The 21,018-nt window shown below is 69.5% G+C and carries 18 protein-coding genes, 1 tRNA gene and 1 other RNA gene; 10 read left to right on the top strand and 10 right to left on the bottom strand.

What is annotated here, in order from left to right:
• Positions 1-78: 78 nt before the first annotated feature.
• Together DZG09_RS15905 and DZG09_RS15900 are read left to right on the top strand one after the other, a co-directional pair.
• Positions 79-354: a VOC family protein gene (locus tag DZG09_RS15905; RefSeq protein WP_119698733.1), complete on the top strand. Its 276-nt coding sequence runs from the start codon at positions 79-81 to the stop codon at positions 352-354.
• Entirely contained in the window at positions 351-788 is a 438-nt protein-coding gene (locus DZG09_RS15900) for a hypothetical protein (protein ID WP_119698732.1), read from the top strand. Before DZG09_RS15905 ends, DZG09_RS15900 begins: the two co-directional genes overlap by 4 nt.
• A 61-nt stretch (positions 789-849) precedes the next feature.
• On the opposite strand, the gene DZG09_RS15895 is transcribed toward DZG09_RS15900, so the two are convergent.
• From DZG09_RS15895 to DZG09_RS15880, 4 genes are all read right to left on the bottom strand, one after another.
• A tRNA-Ser gene (locus tag DZG09_RS15895) sits at positions 850-934 on the bottom strand.
• A gap of 28 nt (positions 935-962) precedes the next feature.
• Entirely contained in the window at positions 963-3,203 is a 2,241-nt protein-coding gene (locus tag DZG09_RS15890; RefSeq protein ID WP_119698731.1) for a transglutaminase TgpA family protein, read from the bottom strand.
• On the bottom strand, positions 3,200-4,330 hold the full coding sequence (locus DZG09_RS15885; RefSeq protein ID WP_119698730.1) for a DUF58 domain-containing protein: 1,131 nt from the start codon (positions 4,328-4,330) through the stop codon (positions 3,200-3,202). The genes DZG09_RS15890 and DZG09_RS15885 overlap by 4 nt, the downstream gene beginning before the upstream one ends.
• 4 nt (positions 4,331-4,334) lie before the next feature.
• Positions 4,335-5,303: an AAA family ATPase gene (locus tag DZG09_RS15880; protein ID WP_119698729.1), complete on the bottom strand. Its 969-nt coding sequence runs from the start codon at positions 5,301-5,303 to the stop codon at positions 4,335-4,337.
• A gap of 111 nt (positions 5,304-5,414) precedes the next feature.
• On the opposite strand from DZG09_RS15880, the gene ffs reads away from it, so the two are divergent.
• The 4 genes from ffs to DZG09_RS15860 all read left to right on the top strand — a co-directional run bounded on the left by ffs (position 5,415) and on the right by DZG09_RS15860 (position 9,207).
• Positions 5,415-5,511, top strand: an RNA gene (gene ffs, locus DZG09_RS15875) — signal recognition particle sRNA small type.
• A gap of 241 nt (positions 5,512-5,752) precedes the next feature.
• Positions 5,753-7,414, top strand: a complete 1,662-nt coding sequence (locus DZG09_RS15870; RefSeq protein ID WP_119698728.1) for a BCCT family transporter — start codon at positions 5,753-5,755, stop codon at positions 7,412-7,414.
• A 75-nt stretch (positions 7,415-7,489) separates the two neighbouring features.
• Positions 7,490-7,852, top strand: a complete 363-nt coding sequence (locus DZG09_RS15865; RefSeq protein WP_119698727.1) for a YrdB family protein — start codon at positions 7,490-7,492, stop codon at positions 7,850-7,852.
• The gene (locus DZG09_RS15860) at positions 7,849-9,207 is read left to right on the top strand and encodes an FAD-binding oxidoreductase (protein WP_119698726.1); all 1,359 of its coding nucleotides are present in this window, start codon (positions 7,849-7,851) and stop codon (positions 9,205-9,207) included. The genes DZG09_RS15865 and DZG09_RS15860 overlap by 4 nt, the downstream gene beginning before the upstream one ends.
• Here DZG09_RS15860 and DZG09_RS15855 read toward each other — a convergent pair.
• The 4 genes from DZG09_RS15855 to DZG09_RS15840 are packed head-to-tail and all read right to left on the bottom strand — an operon-like array spanning position 9,204 to position 13,735.
• Positions 9,204-10,646: a glycoside hydrolase family 3 N-terminal domain-containing protein gene (locus DZG09_RS15855; RefSeq protein WP_119698725.1), complete on the bottom strand. Its 1,443-nt coding sequence runs from the start codon at positions 10,644-10,646 to the stop codon at positions 9,204-9,206. The two genes, DZG09_RS15860 and DZG09_RS15855, sit on opposite strands and share 4 nt — an antisense overlap.
• The gene (locus tag DZG09_RS15850) at positions 10,643-11,479 is read right to left on the bottom strand and encodes a carbohydrate ABC transporter permease (protein WP_119698724.1); all 837 of its coding nucleotides are present in this window, start codon (positions 11,477-11,479) and stop codon (positions 10,643-10,645) included. Before DZG09_RS15850 ends, DZG09_RS15855 begins: the two co-directional genes overlap by 4 nt.
• Positions 11,476-12,438: a carbohydrate ABC transporter permease gene (locus tag DZG09_RS15845; protein WP_420845913.1), complete on the bottom strand. Its 963-nt coding sequence runs from the start codon at positions 12,436-12,438 to the stop codon at positions 11,476-11,478. Before DZG09_RS15845 ends, DZG09_RS15850 begins: the two co-directional genes overlap by 4 nt.
• Before the next feature lie 16 nt (positions 12,439-12,454).
• The gene (locus tag DZG09_RS15840; RefSeq protein WP_119698722.1) at positions 12,455-13,735 is read right to left on the bottom strand and encodes a sugar ABC transporter substrate-binding protein; all 1,281 of its coding nucleotides are present in this window, start codon (positions 13,733-13,735) and stop codon (positions 12,455-12,457) included.
• A gap of 162 nt (positions 13,736-13,897) precedes the next feature.
• On the opposite strand from DZG09_RS15840, the gene DZG09_RS15835 reads away from it, so the two are divergent.
• Together DZG09_RS15835 and DZG09_RS15830 are read left to right on the top strand one after the other, a co-directional pair.
• Positions 13,898-14,791 (top strand): N-acetylmuramic acid 6-phosphate etherase, encoded by an 894-nt coding sequence (locus DZG09_RS15835; protein ID WP_119698721.1) that lies wholly within the window; start codon positions 13,898-13,900, stop codon positions 14,789-14,791.
• Positions 14,788-15,705: an N-acetylglucosamine kinase gene (locus DZG09_RS15830; protein WP_119698720.1), complete on the top strand. Its 918-nt coding sequence runs from the start codon at positions 14,788-14,790 to the stop codon at positions 15,703-15,705. The genes DZG09_RS15835 and DZG09_RS15830 overlap by 4 nt, the downstream gene beginning before the upstream one ends.
• Before the next feature lie 19 nt (positions 15,706-15,724).
• On the opposite strand, the gene DZG09_RS15825 is transcribed toward DZG09_RS15830, so the two are convergent.
• Positions 15,725-17,353 carry a beta-N-acetylhexosaminidase gene (locus DZG09_RS15825; RefSeq protein ID WP_162893364.1) on the bottom strand — a complete coding sequence of 543 codons (1,629 nt, stop codon included), beginning with the start codon at positions 17,351-17,353 and terminating at the stop codon, positions 15,725-15,727.
• Between the two features lie 89 nt (positions 17,354-17,442).
• Here DZG09_RS15825 and DZG09_RS15820 point away from each other — a divergent pair, with 89 nt between their 5' ends.
• Positions 17,443-18,570, top strand: a complete 1,128-nt coding sequence (locus tag DZG09_RS15820) for an ROK family transcriptional regulator (protein ID WP_162893363.1) — start codon at positions 17,443-17,445, stop codon at positions 18,568-18,570.
• A 22-nt stretch (positions 18,571-18,592) separates the two neighbouring features.
• Here DZG09_RS15820 and nagB read toward each other — a convergent pair whose 3' ends face one another.
• The gene (gene nagB, locus DZG09_RS15815; protein ID WP_119698805.1) at positions 18,593-19,372 is read right to left on the bottom strand and encodes a glucosamine-6-phosphate deaminase; all 780 of its coding nucleotides are present in this window, start codon (positions 19,370-19,372) and stop codon (positions 18,593-18,595) included.
• Positions 19,373-19,580: 208 nt separating this feature from the next.
• Between nagB and DZG09_RS15810 the strand changes: the two genes are divergently transcribed.
• Entirely contained in the window at positions 19,581-20,984 is a 1,404-nt protein-coding gene (locus DZG09_RS15810) for a L,D-transpeptidase family protein (protein ID WP_119698717.1), read from the top strand.
• Positions 20,985-21,018: the final 34 nt, after the last annotated feature.

Genomic DNA, 21,018 nt, shown 5'->3' with positions numbered 1-21,018 from the left:
GATGCGCCGATCTGCACACCCGGATGTCGAAAACGTGCGCATCTCGCGGGCCGGAATGGGTCGCGCTACCGTGGCGACGTGGCCTCGCTGAACCCTGACTTCGTCGCGCTGCGATGCGTGCGCGATCGCATCGACCGCGACTACGCCCAGCCATTCGACGTCGACGCGCAGTTCGCACGGATCCAGGCGCACGAGGTCGAGGTCATCCAGGAGCCGACCGACCAGCCGTACGGTGTGCGCGACGGCGCGTTCCGCGACCCCACAAGCGGCAGCACGGCCCGCCTCCGCCACGCGCAACCGGACCGCACGACGACACCACCGACAGCACGAACACGCGAAGGAGAATTCGGATGAGCGAAACCAAGAGCGGTTTCAGCGACGATGAGCGCGCCGCGATGAAGCAGCGCGCGGACGAGCTGCGCTCGACGAAGGGGCTGAAGGGCGCCGCGAAGCTGGCCCGCGAGCTCGAGGCATGCGTGAAAGCGATCGACGCCCTCGCCGGCGCGGAGAAGGAGATCGCCGCTCGGCTGCACACGATCGTCAGCGAGGAGGCCCCTGACCTCAACCCGAAGACCTTCTACGGTTTCCCTGCATACGCCGAGGACGGCAAGGTGCTGGTGTTCTACCAGCCCGCATCGAAGTTCGACACCCGCTACGGCACGGTGTCCTTCGACGACCCGGCGAACCTCGACGACGGTGAGATGTGGCCGGTGTCCTTCGCCGTGATCGAGATGACCGCGAAGGCGGAGAAGCGGATCCGCGAGCTGGTCCGCAGGGCTGTGAGCTGAGCGCACGACGAAGCCCCGCCTCTCCAGTGTTTTCTAGGGGAGGCGGGGCCTTCTGATTCGGCGGAGGATGGGGGATTTGAACCCCCGAGGGCTTGCACCCAACACGCGTTCCAAGCGTGCGCCATAGGCCGCTAGGCGAATCCTCCTCGGCCCGCGAACGGGCCGCGCACAATCCTACCCGTCTCGCCCCGCCTCGACCAATCGGGGGCGCGTCCACAGCGAGCGCGGCATCAGCCACCGCCCAGCGCGGCCGCGGCGGCGCTCGGCAGGGATCGACCGCGCGAACGCGCGCACTGCGCCGGCCAGGTCGGCTCCGGATGCCGTCTCTCGCGCGAACGACGCGCGCTCGATCGCCGCGACGAGCGCTCCGGTGGCCGCCGGGTCTGTGCCGGCATCGATCATCCGATCGCCGAAGGCGCGGGGCGACTCCGAGGCCGCGACCTCCCATCCGGCGTCGATGGCGGTCGCCACCGTCTCGCGCCATGCCGCCGTCGCATCACCCGCCCTCGCTGCGCGGATCCGTCGCGACCGCCGGCTCCCCCGCACCAGTCGCGGAACGAACAGCAGCACCAGCAGTGCGAGCAATGCCCCGAGCCCCGCGATCATGCCGGTGGCCCCGCTGCCGGTCTGCTCGCTGCCCGTCGCCTCCGCGTCCGGCTCCTCGGTCTCGGTCGGGATCTCCGTCGGCTCAGGCGAGGCCGCCTGCTCCTCGTCCTGCTCCGGTTCGTCCGTCGTCTCCTCCTCGGTCTCGTCGACGCCGGTCTGCGCCGACGCGATGCTGGGCGTCGGATCGAACTGCACCCATCCGATGCCCAGCAGATACACCTCCGGCCACGCGTGCAGCCGGTCGGCGGCAACGGAGTACACCTCGCGTTCGCCCACGGTCTCGCCCGTGTCTTCACCGGGAAGGTAGCCCACCACGATGCGGGTCGGGATGCCGAGCGACCTCGCCATCAGAGCGAACGCGGACGCGAAGTGCTGGCAGTACCCTTCCCGCACCTCGAGGAACGCCTCGACGGCGGCGAGGTCGCTGCCGTCGAACCCCTCGTTCACGGGCGTCTGCAGCGAGTAGGAGAATGCGGATGAGCGCAGCCACCGCTGCAGACTGAGCGCTGCCTGGTACGGGGTTCCGTCGCCCTCGGTCACCTCCCCCGCCGTCTCGCCGATCGTCCCGTCCGCGACGTCGTCGCCGATCTCCAGCGCCGCCCCGACTGCGGGTGTGCGCTCCTCGTCGAACTGACCACCCAGGATCGCGTCCGCGCTGCCCGGCCACGGGGAGGCGTTCAGCTGCTCCGTCGTCGGCGACACGACTCTCGCCTCGACCGAGTACGCCTCGCCTTCCGCCGCGAGCTGCTCAGAGCTCACCGTCCTGTTGTCGAGTTCGGCACGCCATCCCGGTTCCGCCCCTGCCACCTCGACCGCGTTCTGCGGCACCGGCAGATACCCGATGTCCAGGCCGATATCGCTGATCCAGGTCCGCGACGTCGACACGGCCTCCTCACCGGTGATGCTCGGTGCTTCGAAGTCTCCGAGCCCGTGCGACAGCGGTCGGACGAAGCCGTCGACATCGAGACGCCAGCCGTCATCGTCGAAGCCCGTATGGGTGGCCAGGCGCAGGTACGGCGCGCTCTGCTCGGTCGTGCGCACGCGCATCACCTCCGCGGACGACGTGTTCCGCAGATCGTCGCCGAGAGAGAGCGACACATCGGCGATGCTCGGATCGTTCACGCCGTCGGCTGAGGGGAACACGGGAAGCCGCGGCGCGACGGCGACGGATGCCGCGATCGCGGCGACGGCGACGACGGCCGTCGTACTCCACACCGCCGCACGACCGCGCCTGCGCACACGCGGCGGGCCCGTCACCGCCAGGAGCAGGAGAGCAGCAGCCGCGAACGGCACGGACAGCAGCAGGTGATCGCCGGACGGCACGGCGAGCTGCGGCGTGACCAGCACCGCCGCCAGTGGGAGCAGCGCCAGCAGCGGCAGTCTCGCCGTCACGGCGATCAGATCCACCACGAGTGCGAACACCCACACGGCCACGACGAGCGCGAAGCTCAGCGACGTCCCGGCCACGACGGGCGCGGAAGCAGCGATGAGCTGGTCGACGGCCGCAGAGAACACGGCGGGCGGCGCCCAGACCGCACCGGGCCACGGTACGAAGGAGCCCAGCAGCGGCAGCGGGAACGCCGGCGCGCACGCCGCGATGCCGGCGAACACCTGCAGCGGCACGACCACCCACACCGGTGCCCATCGGCGGAGGAGCCCGACGACGATCACAACGCCCGCCGCGAGCACGGCCGGCACGAACCACGTCGGCACAAGCAGCGTCGTCATCGGCAGCAGCGCTGTGATCACCGCGAGGAACGCCGCGCCCGCTGCCGCCGCCGACGCGCGCCTTCGCCGCTGCCGACTCACCGGAACCGCCCTCCGATCGCGTCGCCCCACGACCCGGCCGCATCACCCGTCAGCGCCGCCGCATGCCAGCCGCGCTCCGCCGCCGTGTCGTGCGCACCGTCCGAGGCGAGCAGCACACATGTCGGGGCGCCCTCAGGCGGATCGACGAAGCGACCGATCACGACGACGACATCCGCTCCGCGAGCGCCCGCATACGCGGACGCGGACGCGATGCCACGATGTCTTTCGAGCCGAGCGCAGGTGAGCAGGAAGTCCGGCATGCCCGTCGGCGAATCGACCTCGGCGATGTCCCGGCCCACGGCGTCGACGACCGACACGACGAACCCCTCTGCCGCGAGCATCCCGACCACGGACGCGCATGCGCTGACACCCGTATCGAATGCGGCCCTGCTGCGCCAGGAGCTGTGCTCGAGATCCAGCAGCACCAGTGCGACGAGCCTCGACTCCGGCTCCTCCTCCCGCACCATCAACCGGCCGTGATGGGCGGAAGCGCGCCAGTGCACGCGCCTGGTCGAATCCCCTGGTCCGTACGGGCGGGGGATGAGATCGTCCTCGCCCTGCCCCGACGTCGCTGCGCTGCCGCGCGCCTCGCCGCCGGAGCGCGCCGGAACGCGCAGGGGCTCGAGACCGACCACGGGCGGGACTGCGACGACCTCGTCGTGACCGCCGAGGACCCGCTCGCGCCGCGCGACGAGGAACGGCGAGAGCATGCGCACCCGCATCGGCCCCACCGTGTGCACGCCGCGTCGTTCGGCCCTCACCGCGAGATCGACGGTTCTCGATGCGGCCTCGACCGCGGCTTCGGACTCCAACCCGGACGACACGGACTCCTCGGCCGACTCGACGTATGCCGTGCTCCCGCCCCGCAGCGTCGTCGTCACCCGGATCGAGTCGCCCGCCGCCACTCGACGCTCACTCAGCCTGCGCTCGACTGCCGCCGGTGCCGGCATCACGAGCAGCGCGACGATGCCGAACGCCGCGACAGCCCAGAGCACGACCCCGACGAAGATCAGCTCCACGCGCCCGAGGAGCGCACCCGCGATGGCGAGAGCCGCGCCTACGCCGAGTGTCGCGACGCCGCGACCGGTCAGCGCGAACCGGCCCCGGACGCGTGCTTGCCTCGCCACGGCCTCAGCCGCCCGCCAAGGGCACCGGCACCCTTCGCACGACGTCGTCGACGATGCGCGCCGCCGCGTCGAAGGACTTCGCTCCCGCGTGTGCGTTCGGGATGAGCCGATGCGAGAGCACGGCCGATGCCAACCCCGCCACATCATCCGGGATCACGTAGTCGCGCCCTTCCAACGCCGCTGCGGCCTTCGCCGCGCGCACGAGCTGAAGCGTCGCGCGCGGGCTCGCTCCGAGACGCAGATCCGGATGCTCGCGCGTCGCCCGCACGAGGGCGACCGCATACTGCTCTATGAGCGGCGACACGTGCACGCGCCTGGCGAAGTCGATGAGCCGGATGACGCCGTCGAGTGTGACGACGGGGCGCAGGTCGTCGAGCGGGTCGCGCGTGTCGCGCTGACGCAGCATGAGCTGCTCGGCGTCGGCGTCCGGGTAGCCCATCGAGATGCGGATCATGAAGCGGTCGAGCTGGGCCTCCGGCAGCGCGTACGTGCCGTCCATCTCGATCGGGTTCTGCGTGGCGACGACGACGAACGGAGCAGGCAGCTCGTGCGTCGTGCCGTCGATCGAGACCTGGCGCTCCTCCATCGCCTCCAGCAGCGCGGACTGCGTCTTCGGCGATGAGCGGTTGATCTCGTCCGCGATGACGATGTTGGCGAAGACCGCACCGCGCGAGAACTCGAACGCTCCCGTCGCCGGGCTGAACACGCTCACACCCGTCACGTCGCCCGGCAGCAGGTCGGGTGTGAATTGGATGCGCCGCGCATCGGCGGCGATCGCTGCGGCGAGCGCTCGCGCCAGCATGGTCTTGCCGACGCCCGGCACATCCTCGACGAGAAGGTGCCCTTCGGCGAGCAGCGCGACGAGTGAGCGCCGGATGGCTTCGTCCTTGCCGTCGATGACGCGGTGCATCGCATCGAGGATGCGCCCCGTCTTCTCGTGGAACTCCGAGGCTTCCATCGCGTTCTCCTGCATGTCGCCTCTCCGTCACGGCCTGGCACTTGCCAGCCTATCCGCGACCGGCGACATCCGGGCCTGCGCGGCAACACACCGTGTGCGTGCCGTTGCGACGTCCGTTAGACTTGTCTCAGCTCTCCGCGTGACGGCATCCAGGCCAACTCCCCCAGGACGGAAACGTAGCAAGGGTAACCGGGCTCTGCCGGGTACGCGGAGAGTCTTTTTGTGCCCACGGGCCTCCGCCGAGACGCGCACTTCTCCGACGAATCCACGTCCAGAGCGGCGCATCTCGACGAGAAGTGCGCATCTCGCGAGCTGGGCGTGGACGGGGCGGCTCCGGATCCGATGACGCCGAACAGTAGCGCAGACCGTCGCTTTGCGGCATTCTGTCACGCACACGAACATCGGTATGCGTCGACGTAGTCACTGGATGTGGGCGACGGCGCCGGATCGGAGGCAGTGATCGCATGGAGAAGCTGGCGCAACGATTGGGGTTGAAGACCAACCCGCACATCTTCTTCTGGTCCGCAGGCATGGTCGTGCTCCTGCTCGCGATCTTCCTCATATTCACGGACTGGGTCGGCGCCACGTTCTTCGCGGCGCGGGACTGGATCGTGACCCAGCTCGGGTGGTTCTTCATCCTGGGCGTGACCGTGTGGCTGGTCTTCCTGATCTGGATCGCCCTGAGCAGGTTCGGAAAGCTGCGGCTCGGCAAGGACGACGAGCGACCGGTGTACTCGAACCTGTCGTGGTTCGCGATGCTGTTCGCCGGCGGCATCGGCACCGTGCTGATGTTCTGGGGTGTCGCCGAGCCGATGTCGCACTTCGCCTCTCCGCCCCTCGAAGGGGCCGCGCCGTTCAGCCAGGACGCCGCAGAGGACGCGATGAACATCTCGCTGTACCACCTCAGCCTGCACACCTGGGCGATCTTCACGCTGCCGGGGCTCGCGTTCGGCTTCTTCATCTATCGGTACAACCTGCCGATGCGGGTGTCCTCCGTGTTCTATCCGATCCTGAAGGAGCGGATCTCCGGCCCGATCGGCAAGGCGATCGACGTGTTCGCCGTGCTCGGCACGGTGTTCGGGCTCGCCGTCTCGCTGGGGCTGGGCACCTCTCAGATCAACGCCGGACTGACCTCGCTGTGGGGCATCGCCGATTCGGTGTGGGTGAAGGTCGGCGTGATCACCGTGCTCACCGTCGTCGCCACCATCTCGGTCGCGGTCGGGCTCGACCGGGGTGTGAAGATCCTGTCGAACGTGAACATCATCGGCGCCGTCTGCCTGATGCTGTTCATCCTGTTCTTCTCCGACATCATCTTCATCCTGCGCCAGCTCGTCGAGAGCGCGGGCAACTACGCCAGCTCGCTGGTGCAGCTGTCGTTCTGGAACGACGCCATGGCCGAATTCACCCCGGAGGGCTGGGGGTGGCAGGGTATCTGGACGGTGTTCTACTGGGCGTGGACGGTCACGTGGGCTCCCTTCATGGGCGTGTTCCTGGCACGCATCTCGCGCGGCCGCACCATCCGACAGTTCGTCGGCGGCGTGCTGGTCGCCCCTTCGCTGTTCACACTGGTGTGGTTCGTCGTCTTCGGCTGGGCGGCGATGGAGTCCGACGGCATCGGCGGCGCCGGCGGCCCGATCGCTGAGGCCGTCGCCGAGAACGAGGCGCTGGCGATCTTCGCGCTGCTCGACGATTTCCCTGTGACGGAGCTGATGCAAGGCATCGCCGTCGTGATCGTCGCGCTGTTCTTCGCTACGTCGTCCGACTCCGCCTCGCTCGTCGTCGACATGCTGTGCTCCGGCGACGACAAGGGCGGACCGGTTCGGCAGCGCATCTTCTGGGCGATCGTCGAGGGCGCCGTGGCGGCAACTCTCATCGTGGTGGGCGGAGAAGCCGGCCTCAGCGCGCTGCGACAGGTCATCACGGTGGTCGGTCTGCCGATCTTCATCCTGGTCTGCGTCATGCTCGTCTCGCTGATCATCGGACTGCGCCAGCAGCGACATCTGGTGCAGACGATGGACAGACAGGACTTCCTGCGTGAGTACGGGCATCGCCTGCTGCCTGAAGGAGAGAGCGTCGGATCGACCACCGCCGAGATGCGCACTTCTTCGACAGAATCGCGTGAATAGCGGCGCATCTCGACGAGAAGTGCGCAGTTCGCGAGCTGGGCGCGGGGTGCAGGGAACGGCTCCTAAACTGGGGGCATGGCGAACTCCGCATCCGCGCAGCCGACCAGGCGCATAACCATCCTCGACGTCCTGCGCGTGCTCACGGAGCTGGCCGCGTTCGCGTTCCTCGCACTGTGGGGGTTCCTCGCGTGGCCCTTCGCGTGGAACATCGTGTTCGGTCTGGTCGCCCCCGCCATCGGCATCCTGCTGTGGGCCCTGTTCGTCTCGCCCAAGGCCGTCTTCACCGTGCATCCGTTCATCCGGATCGTCGTCGAGCTGATGGTCTTCCTCGGTGCGACGATCGCGCTGTGGAACCTCGACCTGCCGTGGTTCGGTCTCGGCTTCGGCGTGGTCGCCGTCGCCGTCGGGCTGACGCACCGGCTGCGGTCGCTGGCATGACCGACGTTCTCGCTCTGCTCCGCGAAGCACTCGACGACAGGGTCGACACCCGCCCCGACGTGCTCCGAGCCGCCCGCGCCGACCGGTCCGGCCATATCTCATCCGGCGCTCCCCTGGCCGTCGTGCACGCCGAGTCGGCTGCGGACGTGCAGGCGACGCTTCGAATCGCGACCGCGACCGGCACGCCCGTCGTGCCGCAGGGAGCGCTGACCGGGCTCGCCGGTGCCGCCAACGCGGGCGAGGGGCAGATCGCACTGTCGACCAGACGCATGACGCGCGTGCTGGAGATCTCCGCCGACGACCGCCTCGCCGTGGTCGAACCCGGAATCATCAACGCCGACCTGAACACGCAGCTCGCCGACCACGGCCTGTGGTGGGCGCCCGATCCCGCCAGCCGTGACATCTCCACAGTGGGCGGCAACATCGCCACCGGCGCGGGCGGACTGCTCTGCGCGAAGTACGGCGTCGTGCGCGATGCGGTGCTCGGCCTCGACGTCGTGCTCGCCGACGGACGGCTGATCCGGATGGGCCGCCGCAGCGTCAAGGGCGTGACCGGGCTCGATCTCACCTCCCTCATGATCGGTTCAGAGGGCAGGCTCGGCGTCGTCGTCGGCGCGACGCTCAAGCTGCGACCAGTTGTGCCGGGGAGCGTGTGCACCGCTGCCGCGGCCTTCGCCAGCGTGCGCGATGCCGCAACCGCGGCATCCGCCGTCACTGCCAGCGGCGTGCAGCCATCGGTGATGGAGCTGATGGACGCCACGGCTCTCGCCGCCGCGCACGCCCACCTCGGGCTCGCCGCCCCGGAGAAGGGAGCGTCGCAGCTGATCGTGCAGACCGACGGCGGGGCGGCTCGCGACGAGGCAGAGGCGATCGCAGAGGTGCTGCGCCGCGCCGGCGGCGCCGTGACGCTCACCGAAGACGCGGCCGAGGGCGAGCGCCTGCTCGCGATGCGCCGTGCGGCGAATCCGGCGATCGCCGCAACCGGCAGTCAGCTCATCGAGGACGTCTCGGTGCCGCGCACGAAGCTGGCGGAGATGTTCGACGAGATCGCCCGCGTCGAGCGCGAGCACGGCGTGCGGATCCCCACGATCGCGCACGCGGGCGACGGCAATCTGCACCCCTCATTCGTCTTCCAGGGCGAGAGCGTGCCTGAGCACATCTGGATCGCAGCTGGCGACCTGTTCCGCTCCGCCATCCGGCTCGGCGGAACCCTCACCGGCGAACACGGCATCGGCGTTCTGAAGGCCCGCTGGCTCGCCGAGGAGCTCGGCGACGACCAGTGGGAGCTGCAGCGCCGGATCGTCGCCGCATTCGACCCTCAGAGCATCCTGAACCCCGGCAAGGTGTTCGTCTAAGGGGCTCCCGGACGGCCCTCACTTCCCCAGCCCTCCGCGAGGATCTCGTCGGCGGCACGGACGGCGAGGCGGCTCGCGGCTCGCACGTGCACGGCGGGAACGGGTACCGGGTCGACCGGGTCGACGCCGAGGTTCACCACGACGGCTCCGGGACAGAGGCGGGCCGCGCGCGCGATGGCACCGCGCTGGTCGGCGTCGGCGATGCGGTCGACGAGAACGACCGCGCCTGCGCCGTCAGCCGCTGCGCCCTCCGCCGCGTCGATCACTGCTCCCCCGCGTGCGAGGGTCTCCGCGTAGCGGGAGCCGGTCGAACTCACCGCCCACGTCGCCGCCGCACGCGCGTCGATCACGGTGCGCGGCCCTGGGTTCGCGGCGCTCGCACCGCTCACCATCGCCGCCCTGCGAGCGAGACTCAGCACATCCGCATCCGGAAGCGGCGCATCAGGTCGACGCACCGACGCCTGCTCTCGCGCGAATCCGCGCAGCGCCGCCACGCGCCCCGCCGCGTCCTCGAGGCGAGAGACCGGCAGCTCGCCCGTGCGCACCGCCTCGACGATGGCCGAGCGCGCGGTGAGGAAGTCGCCCTCGTCGTCACCGGATGATCCGGGGTTGGCCGGGTTGCCGACGCACAGCAGGTCGCAGCCCGCAGCGAGCGCGCGCACCGGCGCGGCATCGCCGTAACGCGAGCGCATGGCCGCCATGTCGAGCGCATCACTGGCGATGACGCCCGTGAATCCGAGACCGCGTAGCTCGGCGAGCGCCCGCGGCTGCGCCGTGGCGGGATCGGGACCCCACGCCGGAACGACCAGATGGGCGGTCATGATGACCATCGCCCCTGCCTCGACCGCCGCGGCGAACGGGGGGAGGTGCACCTCGCGCTGATCCTGCTCGTTCGCTCCGCTCGTCGGCAGCCCGTGGTGCGAGTCGACGGCCGTGTCGCCGTGGCCGGGGAAGTGCTTCGGCACCGCGACGGCACCGGCCTCGTGCAGGCCGCGCACGGTCGCGGCGACATGGCGCGAGACCAGGTCGGGGCTCCCGCCGAAGGAGCGCGTGCCGATGACCGGGTTGCGCGGGTCGGTGTTGACGTCGGCTACCGGTGCGATGACGACGTCGGCACCGGATGCGGCTGACAGACGAGCGAGTTCCGCCGCCGCCCGACGGGTCACGCCCTCGTCGTCGATCGCGCCGAGCTGGCCGGCCCCGAGCGCATCCGACCCGCGCGCGGAGTCCATGCGCGTGACGGTGCCGCCCTCTTCATCGATGCCGACGAGGAACCCGCCTGTCGCGTCGACCGGGTCGCCGCCGATGTTCTGCGAGAACAGCACGACCCCGGCGAGCCCCGCGTCGCGTTCGCGCGCCACCCAGTCCGGTGTGCCTCGACCGAGGAAGCCCGGCCACAGCACACCGTTCACGAGACGTTCGAGGGCACGGTCGCTCATCCCTTCACCGATCCGGAGACGAGGCCGCTGGAGAGCTTGCCCTGCACGATGACGAAGAAGATCATCACCGGCAGGGTGATCACCGTCGAGGCCGCCATGATCGCGCCCCACTCGTTGGAGTGCTCGCCGAAGAACTGGCGCAGACCGATCGCGACCGTGTACTGGCCGGTCTCCCCTCCGAGCAGCGTCAGCGCGAACACGAACTCGTTCCACGCGGTGATGAAGGAGAAGATGCTGGTCGCCACCAGCCCCGGCATCACCAGGGGCAGCAGCACCGACCGGAACATGCGCCACCACGAGGCGCCGTCGAGGTATGCCGCCTCCTCGATCTCGACGGGCACGGCCGCGACGAATCCGCGGAGCATCCAGATTCCGAACGGGAGCGACAGGGCGATGTAGACGACGATGAGCCCGAGCAGCATGTTCAGCATGCCGAGGTCGCGCACCTGCACGAACAGCGGGATCACCAGCGCTTCCAGCGGCACCATCTGCACGATGAGGATCATCATCAGCACACCGGTGCGGAAGCGGAACCGGAACCGGGCGACCGCAACGCTCGCGAGCAGGCCGAGCAGTGCGCTCACGGCGACCACGATCAGCGCCACGATCGCGGAGTTGCGCAGGAAGACGCCGAAGCCGCCGTCGGTGAGCACGTAGGAGAAGTGCTCGAGCGTGAACCCTTCGATGCCGATCGACGTGCGAGCCGCCGGATTCTCGGTGAACGCGCTGGAGACCATCCACCATGCGGGGAACAGCGTGAACGCGAGCAGCAGCACGACGAGTACGGCCTTCACCGCAGACGACGTGCGGCGGCGCGAGCTGTTGCGGCTCATAGTTCCTCCTCCTTCATCAGCGACCGCACGTAGACCACGGTGATCACAACGAGCAGGAGCGTCAGCACGACGGCGATCGCCGACCCGAAGCCGTATCTGTTCTGGCCGAACGACTCGACGTACGACCACACGCCGAGATTGAGCACGTCGCGGTTCGATCCGGAGCCGCCGGGCATCAGGTATATCTGCGCGAAGGCTTTGAAGTCCCAGATCGTCGACAGGATGATCACGACCGTGAACACCTGGCGCAGGTTGGGAACGATGATCTGCCAGAACCGGCGCCACGGGCCTGCTCCGTCGACCTCGGCTGCCTCCAGCATCTCCTTCGAGATGCCGAGCAGCGCCGCGAGAACCGTGACGGCGACGAACGGGAATCCGTGGTGCACGACGTTGAGGATCGCGACCGCGTAGAACAGGAACCGGTTGGTGAACCAGTTCGTCGGGTCGTCCATCAGCCCCAGCGCCATCAGCGTCTGGTTGACGATGCCCCTGTCCGCGTCGAAGATCCACACCCACACGTAGGTTCCCGTGACGGCCGGCATCGCCCACGCCACCATGATGGCGCTGCCGACGACCGTGCGCCAGAAGCGCCCGAGCGACGCCATCAGCACGGCGACCCCCGTCCCGAGCGCGACGGTGAACGCCACGCACAGCGCGGCGAACCCGACCGTGTTGGGCAGCACCACCTGCCACAGCTGTTCGCTCGTGAACAGCTCGGCGTAGTTCGCCCCCGCGTTCCAGTTCGATTCGCCCGAGACGATCTCGGGCAGCCCGTACTCCTGCAGAGAGAACAGCACGACCCGGATGAGCGGCCACAGCATCAGGACCGCGAGCACCGCCAGCGCGGGAGCGAGCAGGAGCCACGGGCGCAGTCTGCGTGCGCCGGATGCCCCGAGGGGCCCGCGTCTCGGCCTGGGGCCGGAGGCCAGCGGCCGAGACGCGGGGGCGGAGAGGTTCACTGTCACGCGAGTCCGCTCACTCCGCGTTCAGCAGCTCGGTCATCTCGGCCGCAGCGGCGTCCAGCGCGTCCTGCGCTGACGCGTCGCCCGAGAGGATCGACTGGATCGCCGTGTTGGTGGTCTGCTTCGCCTGAACGGCGCCGAAGGTCGGCGTGACGGGGAGCGTTGCACCGCCGTCGACGAACTGCGTCGCGAACGGGGCCACGAGCGGGTCGTCGCTGGAGACAGCCGAGTCCAGCAGCGACGCCTGGCCGGGGAAGTACCCGGTCTCGCTTGCCCACTGGTCGGCGAACTCGCCCGTCGTCATCATCTCGATGAAGGCGAAGGCAAGCTCTTCGTCGTCCGTCGTGTTGAACATCGACAGGTGCGATCCGCCGAGCACGCTCGGGGCGATCCCACCGTCCTTGGCGGGGATGGGCGCCGCGGCGAACTTCCCGTCCAGGTCGGCGTTCTGCTCGACGATGGTCGCCGGGGTCCACGAGCCCATCACGGCCATCGCCGTGTCGCCCGCGGTGAAGCTGTCCAGCACGGCGACCTCGTTCCACGTGGTCGCTCCGGCCGATGAGAAGCCGTGCTCCGTCTGCAGGCCGGTGAAGAACTCGATGCCCTCGACCGACTCTGGGCTGTTCATCTGAGACGTCCATGCGTCTGCGTCGAGCGTCGCGACCTCGCCGCCCGCTCCCCACACCCACGGATAGGTGACGAACTCCGCACCGCCGGGCACGGCGAAGGCGTTCATGTCGGGGTGAGCCTCCTTGATGGCGCTGCCCGCGTCGACGATCTCCTGCCACGTGGTCGGGGCCTCGAGGCCGAGCTCTTCGAAGATGTCGGAACGGTAGATCAGCGACCGGACGCCCGCGTACCACGGCATGCCGTAGAGCTGCTCGTCGTAGGTACCGGCTTCGACCAGACCCTCGACGAGATCGTCCGAGAGGCCGGCGTCCGCCACGTGCTCTTCGAGGGGCACCAGCGCCCCCGCGTCGGCGAACTCGGCGGTCCACGTCGTGCCCGTCTCCGCGACATCCGGCGTCGTGCCGCCGGCGATCGAGGTCACGAAGCGGTCGTGCGCGTCGCCCCACTGCACGAAGTCGACGTTGAGGTCGGCTCCGGTCTCCTCCTTGAAGGCGGTTGCGACGTCGTCGAAGAACGCCTCGGCGTCGGGGTTGGTGCCCTGCATGATCCAGACGTCGAGGGAACCGCCCTCCGAGCCGCCGTTCTCGCCGCCGCCTGAGCAGGCGGTGAGGCCGAGCACGGCGATCGAGCCGATGGCCGCTGCCCTGATGATTCGTGACTGCATAGAAACTCCATTGTTCGGCGCGACGGGTGTCGCGTATCGCTGCTGTCGAATAGATTATTCAGTTAGTTCGGCATCTTTGCAATACTCGTATGTGAAGACTTCGTTACGTACGTTGCACACGCTCGACCCGCCACGCCGTCCACCGATTCGCGAAGAGGCCTGATGGACCCGCTCTCACCCCCGCTCCCGACAGAGGCGCGTCTCGACGCGTCCCGCGATCTCGATGCGCGCTCGACCCGTGAGGTGCTCGAGCTGCTGCACGCACAGGATCGTGTCGCCGTGGACGCCGTCGCACCTGCGCTCGGCCAGCTGGCCGCGCTCGTCGACCTCGCGGCGGAGCGCTTCCGGCGCGGCGGACGGATCCACTACTTCGGTGCGGGGACGAGCGGCCGCCTCGCCGTGCTCGACGCCGCGGAGCTGCTGCCGACGTTCGACCTCGAGCCCGGCCGCATCGTCGCGCACATCGCGGGAGGCGATGAGGGAATCGTCCGCGCAGTGGAGAACGCGGAGGACTCGCACGCGGAGGGCGCCGAAGCGGCTTCCGACGTCGCGTCGGGCGACGTGGCGATCGGCCTGACCGCGAGCGGCACGACCCCCTATGTGCGCGCGGCGCTCGAGGCGGCACGCGCGCGGAGCGCGGCGACGGCGATCGTGACCAGCAACCCGCACAGCCCCCTTGCGGCTCTGGCGGATGTCGAGATCGTCACCGATACGGGTGCCGAGGTGGTCACCGGCTCGACGCGCCTCAAAGCGGGCACAGCGGCCAAGCTCGTGCTGAACGGCTTCTCGACCGCGCTCATGGTCGCCGTCGGGCGCACGTGGTCGAACCTGATGGTCTCCGTCGTGGCGACGAACCGCAAGCTGCGCGAGCGCTCCGTGCGGATCCTCTGCGAGGCGACCGGCTCGGATCCCGCACCCGCCGAGTCCCTGCTGCGCGACGCCGACGGCGAGGTGAAGACCGCGATCGTGATGTCGTTCGCCGACGTGCCGGCCGACGAGGCGCGCCGGCGACTGCGGGCAGCGGGCGGCTCCGTGCGGGAGGCGATGCGCGCATGATTCTCGTCGGCATCGATGTCGGAGGATCGGGCACTCGGATCGCGCTGGGCGGCTCGATCTCGGCACGGCATGATCTGCCGGAGCTGGCCGCGTCCGTCGTCGCAGCCGACCCGCGCGCAGCGGTGACCGTGATGGGCGAGCACGCCGCGCGCATGGCGGACGGCGTCCCGATCGCCGCAGTCGCCATCGGTGCGGCCGGGCTCACGACCCACGCCGAGGGGCCGCCCGCGCTCGAAGACGCGGCGCGCGGTGCGTTCGGGACCGATCGGGCGATCGTGACCTCCGACATCGTCACCGCACACCTCGGGGCCCTCGGCGGAACCCCCGGCGCCGTGCTCGCGGCAGGCACCGGATCGATCGCGCTCGGCACCGACCTCGCAGACGCATGGCATCGCGTCGACGGATGGGGCCACCTGCTCGGCGACCTCGGCTCAGGCGCCTGGATCGGCATGGAGGCGCTGCGCGCCGCGGCAGAGCACCTCGACGGCAGGCGCGACGACGCCCCGGGGCTCGCCGATGTCGCGACCGCGGCGTTCGGGGATCTGGTCGACTGGCCCGCCGCCGTCTACCCCGCGGTCGACCGCGCCAGGATCTTCGGCGCCCTCGTGCCGCACGTCGTCGAAGCCGCAGACGACGACGCCCAGGCTGCGAGGATCCTCGACGACGCCGCATCGCACCTGGCCGTGACGCTGCTGGCCGCACTCGCCGACGACGTCCCGGAGCGCGTCACCCTGACCGGCGGCCTGGCTCGCGCCCACCGCATCACCGATCCGCTGCTCACCCGCGTTCGATCGGCGCGGCCGGGCGTCGAGATCGTACGGGCACTCGGCTCCCCTCTCGACGGGGCGATCGCCCTCGCCGATCGACTCCGCGAGCACCCGGACCCGCTGCCGGGCCACGTGCAGATCGTGTGACCGCCGGGCGTGCGCCCCCTTATTCCATTGTGACGGGCGTGTGACCCGAGTCGATCAGACGGTTCAGCTCCGCTTCCCGCTGCGCCAGCGACTTGGGCGAACCCTGCGCGTCGGGGCGTCGCTGCCAAGGTGCCGGCCCCTCCAGCGGGCGGAACTCGACGCCGGCCGCTCTCAGCCGCTCCAGATGCTCGTCGAGGCGCGGGGCGAACTCATCCGGATCGCCAGGCCCCCGCCACAGCGCTTCGGCGAGGGCGGATACCCTCGGGAAGGCGTAGAAGTCGACCATGCGCGGGTCGTCGACGTGCTCCGTCCACAGATTCGCCTGGCCGCCGAGCACATGCGGCGCCGCCTCGTCCGAGAGCCCGTCGGGCATCGGGTCGAAGGCGAGCACGGTGTCCACGTCGACGATCGTGCCGATCGGAATCGGCTCATCCGCATCGTCCGATTGCCGGTAGTCGAGGTAGACGGAGGTGTCGGCTGCTGAGACGACGTCGAGGCCTGCCTCGGCGGCACGGGCGACGGCGCGCGAACCGCGCCACGCGGTGACGAGCGTGTCGGCGCGCGACGGCGGCCCGTCGAGCACCTCCTCCCAGCCCATCGCACGACGCCCGAGGGCGGCGAGGTGCGCCTCCAGCCGAGAGACGAACCAGCCCTGCAGCTCCGCGACCGACCCCAGCCCGAGTTCCGCCGCGCGCGCGACGGACTCCGGATCGTTCTGCCACGGCTCGGTCGGGCACTCGTCGGAGCCGATGCCGATGACCTCGCTGGGGAAGATGTCGACAAGTTCGTCGAGAACATCGCAGCAGAACGCCACGGTCGATTCCCGCATGTTCAGCACGTGGCTGCCGATGCCCCATCCTCCCGGCACCTCGGCGGGAGCACGACCCGGAATGCCGAGCTCTGGATAGGCGGCGACGGCTGCACCGACGTGACCCGGCAGATCGATCTCGGGAACGACCAGCACGCCGCGGAGCTCGGCGTAGGCGACGATCTCGCGGAGGTCGTCGCGGGAGTAGAAGCCGCCGTGGGGCCTCGCGTCTGACACGCCGCCCGAGCGATGGCCGACCTGCGAACGCGGCCGCCACCCGCCGATCTCCGTCAGCGCCGGGTGCTTGTCGATCTGCACCCGCCAGCCCTGGTCGTCGGTGAGATGCAGGTGCAGCACGTTCAGCTTGTGCATCGCGAGCAGATCGATCAGACGCCGGATCTCCCGCGGGGCGAAGAAGTGGCGCGCCACGTCGAGCATGACGCCGCGCCAGCGCATCCGGGGGCCGTCGACGATCTCGACGCACGGGAGCGACCACACCGCGCGACCGATCGGCGCGGAGCGGTGCACATCGGGCGGAAGGAGCTGCAACAGCGTCTGCGCGCCGTGCAGCGCGCCCGCCGCGTCGCCCCCGCGCACGACCACGCCGTCGGTGTCCACGCTCACCGCATAGTGCTCAGCGGGCAGCGCCCGGTCGATCCGGATGTCGATGCTCTCCCCCGGCGTCGTCGTCACCGGCGCCGGAAGGGCGCAGGCCGTGCGCAGGCGCTGCGCGAGAAGCGCCCCCGCAGCCTCAGCGTCACCCGATGCGCTGATCGTGCAGCTCGCGTCGAGCACATAGACGGAATCGGATGTCGTCATGGAGACGGGCTGGGGAATCACAGAAGCGCCTTTCGTCGAGGTCAGTGGCGTGCAGTTCGGTATAGGTTATTTGCAGAATGGTCTCGAAGACGAGCGGAAGGACGACGGACATGGCTCGCAGGAGCGCCGACCCCCGGCTCGCGACGAAGCTGCTGCCGACCGATGCGCGCACGCACAACCGCACCCTCGTCATCCAGACGGTGCTGCGCTCACGCGACGTCAGCAGGGCCGATGTCGCGCGCATCACCGGCTTGTCGCGCATCACCGTCTCCGAGCTGGTCGCAGGGCTCGTCTCCGACGGCATCATCGTCGAGACGGGATCGCGGGCGACGGCGGGTCGCCCTGGCAAGCCGGCAACGCTGCTCGCCATCAATCCGGATGTCTTCACGACCATCGCCGTCGACCTGAGCCAGCCCGGCGAGTTCCACGGCTCGCTGCTGGCGCTCGACGGTTCAGAGCTCCGGCACGCCGTCGTCGACGGGAACGTCCGCGGCGACGGCGCCGTCGCGCAGGTGCTGGGCCTCGTCGCTCAACTGGCGGATTCGACAGCCGTGCCGATCGGCGGCATCGGCATCGGCACGCCCGGCATCGTCGACGACTCGGGCGTCGTGCTCGAGTCGACGAACCTGGGCTGGCGCAGGCTCGCACTCGCGGAGATCGTCAGGGAGCGCTTCTCCGTGCCGACGCGCGTCGAGAACGACGCGAACGCCGCAATCGTCTCGGAACTCGACCCGCAGCACAACGATGACCTGCTGCTGGTCAGAGTCGGCGCCGGACTCGGCGGCGCCGCTTTCGTCGGCGGACAGCTGGTGCGCGGCGCCAGCTTCGCAGCAGGCGAGTTCGCGCACGTGCACACTGCTCCGGCCACCGATGAGTCCGCCACCGTCGAGGAATCGGTGCAGTCACTGCTGCGCACGACCGACCGGCTGCGCGATCAGCTGCCGGATCATCCGGAAGCCGCTGCGCTGCTGGAAGCGACCCAGCGCCAGATCGGTGCGCTCATCGGGCAGACGCTCACTCCGGCCGTCGCAATGCTCGACGTGCCGAGAGTCATCATCGACGGGCCGCGCGAACTCGACGTCGCCATCATCGCCGAGGCCGCGCAGACTGCCATCCGGGATCAGCGCAGCCTCGTCTCCGGGCGGCTGTGCGCAGTGATGCCGGGGGCCAACGGTCCTGACGCAGTGCTGCTCGGCATGGCGGGCATCGTGAGATCGCTCGCGGTCGCCGCGCTGTGACGGGGCAGAGAGGCCCCGACGCCTACAGGCCCTGCCAAGTCGGCTTGTTGTCGTAGGTGTAGCGGTAGTAGTCCGCGAAGCGGAGGGCGCCGGCCGCCGGCTCGTCGACGATCACCGTGACGTGCGGGTGCAGCTGAACGGCGGAGCCCGGCAGCGACGCGGTGACCGGCCCCTCGACGGCGCCTGCGACTGCCTCGGCCTTGCCCGCGCCGAACGCGAGCAGCACCAGGTGGCGCGCCTCGAGGATCGTGCCGAGCCCCTGTGTCACGCAGTGCCTCGGCACGTCATCCGGCGACGCGAAGAAGCGCGCGTTGTCCTCACGAGTCTGCCTGGTCAGCGTCTTGACCCGTGTGCGCGACGCGAACGATGAGCCGGGCTCGTTGAAGCCGATGTGGCCATCGGTGCCGATTCCGAGCAGCTGCACGTCGACGCCGCCCGCTGCGGCGATCGCCTCGTCGTACTCGGCCGCCGCCCGCTCGACCTCGCTCGCCGTGCCGTCGGGCACCCGCACGCGCCGAGGGTCGAGACCGAGCGGCTCGACCACCTCGCGCGTGATGACGGAGCGGTAGCTCTCCGGATGCTCCGGAGCGAGGCCCACGTACTCGTCGAGGGCGAAGCCGCGCACCCGTGAGACGTCGGCCCCGGAGAACTCATCGCGCAGCGCCCGATACACCGGCAGCGGAGTCGATCCCGTCGCCAGGCCGAGCACGGCATCCGGCTTTCCGCGCACAAGGCGCGCGATGGCCTCGGCTGCCAACCGACCGCCTGACTCCTCGTCTGCAACGATCACGACCTCTGCCATCTGCACGACTCCGTTCATCGGGGGGGATTCGTTCCATCCTTGCATCTGCTCGGCATCGGGCACTGCGACCGGCGCCTTCTTCCCGCACCATCTACCTCACGATCGTTTCCGCATTGTGATGACTGGCCGGGGTATTCCCAATCCGCCGAATTAGAATCGGACGAGGACCGTGCATTTTCCGATTTCAGCGGCCCAGGGGGTACAACCAATGACTGACGGTGGAACCGCACCGATCGAGTCCGTCGAGGTCACCGACGTGACCGAGGACAAACCGCGCCGCAAGCGCCGCACCGGCCTGTGGCTCGGCATCGGCATTCCCGGCGGACTGCTCGTCGCTGGCGCCTTCGCCGCCTCCCTCGTGCTGATCGCACCGGGGGTCGCCGTGGCAGGTGCGCCCGTCGGTTTCCACACGGCAGGCACCGCGGCGCAGGCGATCGAGCAGCGCGTCGACGACGCGACGATCTCCATCGACGGCGTCGAGGTCACCGGCGAGGATCTCGGTGCCCAGGTCGATGCCGAAGAGGCTGCCGCCAGGGCGTTCGAGGACCACCCGCTGTGGAAGATCTCGGATTGGAACCCGCAGGACCCGTACGCACCCACTGTCACGATCGACAGCGACACGGCGATCGAGAACCTCAAGGAGAAGGCACCCGGCCTCTTCGTCGAACCGGTCGACGCCGAGGTCGAGTTCTCCGACGGTTCGTTCGTCGCCGTTGCGGCGGAGCCCGGCTCCGGCCCCGACCTCGACGCCCTCGCGGCCGACCTCAGCACTGCGCTCGTCGCAGGCGACGGCGGCATCACCGTCTCGGCCGACTCCGTCGAGGTCCCCGCGACCACGAGCACCGATGCGGCGAAGACACAGGCCGCTGCACTCAACGAGATGGCGGAGAACGCCGGCTTCTACGTCGAGGACGAACGCGCCGTGCCCGTCAGCATGAAGCAGCTCGGCTCCTGGCTCGACGTCGCCCCGGACGGCGAGGGCGGCTTCGCCATCGCAGCCGACACCGCGAGGATCCAGAAGGTCGTCGATGCGCTCCCGGAGAAGATCGACCGCGAGGCGCAGAACGTCACGCAGATCGTCGACACTGCGGGCACCGTGCTCGACGGCGGCGAAGGTCAGGACGGCTGGAAGGTCAACAGCATCGACGGCGTCGCCGCGAAGTACGCGAAGAACCTCGAATCCGGCGAAGGCTCTCTCACACTCGACGTCGACACGGTCGAAGCGGAGATCACCACGCTCGAACGGCGCCTCGAAGTCGACCTCGGCAAGCTGCAGGCGTACGCCATCGAGAACGACAAGGTCGTGAAGACGTTCCCGGTCTCGCCGGGCAAGGCGGGCAGTGAGACCGATCAGGGCACATTCAAGACCTACGTCAAGCTGACCTCGCAGAACATGGGGAACGAGGACACCACAGAGCCGCCTTACTACTACACGCCGAATGTGCCGTATGTGATGTACTTCAACGGCTCAGAAGGCTTCCACGGCACCTACTGGCACAACGAGTTCGGCGTTCGGCCGATGAGCCACGGCTGCTTGAACATGAGCGTCGCCGACTCCAAGTGGCTGTTCGATTGGACCCCCGTCGGCACAGACGTGTGGGTGCATGCCTGATCTCGGGCGCCTGACGCGCGACGCCGCATCCGGT

Origin of the sequence: Microbacterium halotolerans (assembly GCF_003569805.1) — a bacterium.
GTDB classification, from domain to species: Bacteria; Actinomycetota; Actinomycetes; order Actinomycetales; family Microbacteriaceae; genus Microbacterium; species Microbacterium halotolerans.
This window is presented reverse-complemented; position numbering and strand designations above follow the sequence as displayed.

Coding starts and splice junctions, on each gene's coding strand:
- DZG09_RS15900 (WP_119698732.1), top strand. CDS start 351: ATGAGCGAAACCAAGAGCGGTTTCAGCGACGATGAGCGCGCCGCGATG.
- DZG09_RS15880 (WP_119698729.1), bottom strand. CDS start 5,303: ATGCAGGAGAACGCGATGGAAGCCTCGGAGTTCCACGAGAAGACGGGG.
- DZG09_RS15870 (WP_119698728.1), top strand. CDS start 5,753: ATGGAGAAGCTGGCGCAACGATTGGGGTTGAAGACCAACCCGCACATC.
- DZG09_RS15865 (WP_119698727.1), top strand. CDS start 7,490: ATGGCGAACTCCGCATCCGCGCAGCCGACCAGGCGCATAACCATCCTC.
- DZG09_RS15860 (WP_119698726.1), top strand. CDS start 7,849: ATGACCGACGTTCTCGCTCTGCTCCGCGAAGCACTCGACGACAGGGTC.
- DZG09_RS15855 (WP_119698725.1), bottom strand. CDS start 10,646: ATGAGCGACCGTGCCCTCGAACGTCTCGTGAACGGTGTGCTGTGGCCG.
- DZG09_RS15850 (WP_119698724.1), bottom strand. CDS start 11,479: ATGAGCCGCAACAGCTCGCGCCGCCGCACGTCGTCTGCGGTGAAGGCC.
- DZG09_RS15840 (WP_119698722.1), bottom strand. CDS start 13,735: ATGCAGTCACGAATCATCAGGGCAGCGGCCATCGGCTCGATCGCCGTG.
- DZG09_RS15835 (WP_119698721.1), top strand. CDS start 13,898: ATGGACCCGCTCTCACCCCCGCTCCCGACAGAGGCGCGTCTCGACGCG.
- DZG09_RS15830 (WP_119698720.1), top strand. CDS start 14,788: ATGATTCTCGTCGGCATCGATGTCGGAGGATCGGGCACTCGGATCGCG.
- DZG09_RS15820 (WP_162893363.1), top strand. CDS start 17,443: ATGGCTCGCAGGAGCGCCGACCCCCGGCTCGCGACGAAGCTGCTGCCG.
- nagB (WP_119698805.1), bottom strand. CDS start 19,372: ATGGCAGAGGTCGTGATCGTTGCAGACGAGGAGTCAGGCGGTCGGTTG.
- DZG09_RS15810 (WP_119698717.1), top strand. CDS start 19,581: ATGACTGACGGTGGAACCGCACCGATCGAGTCCGTCGAGGTCACCGAC.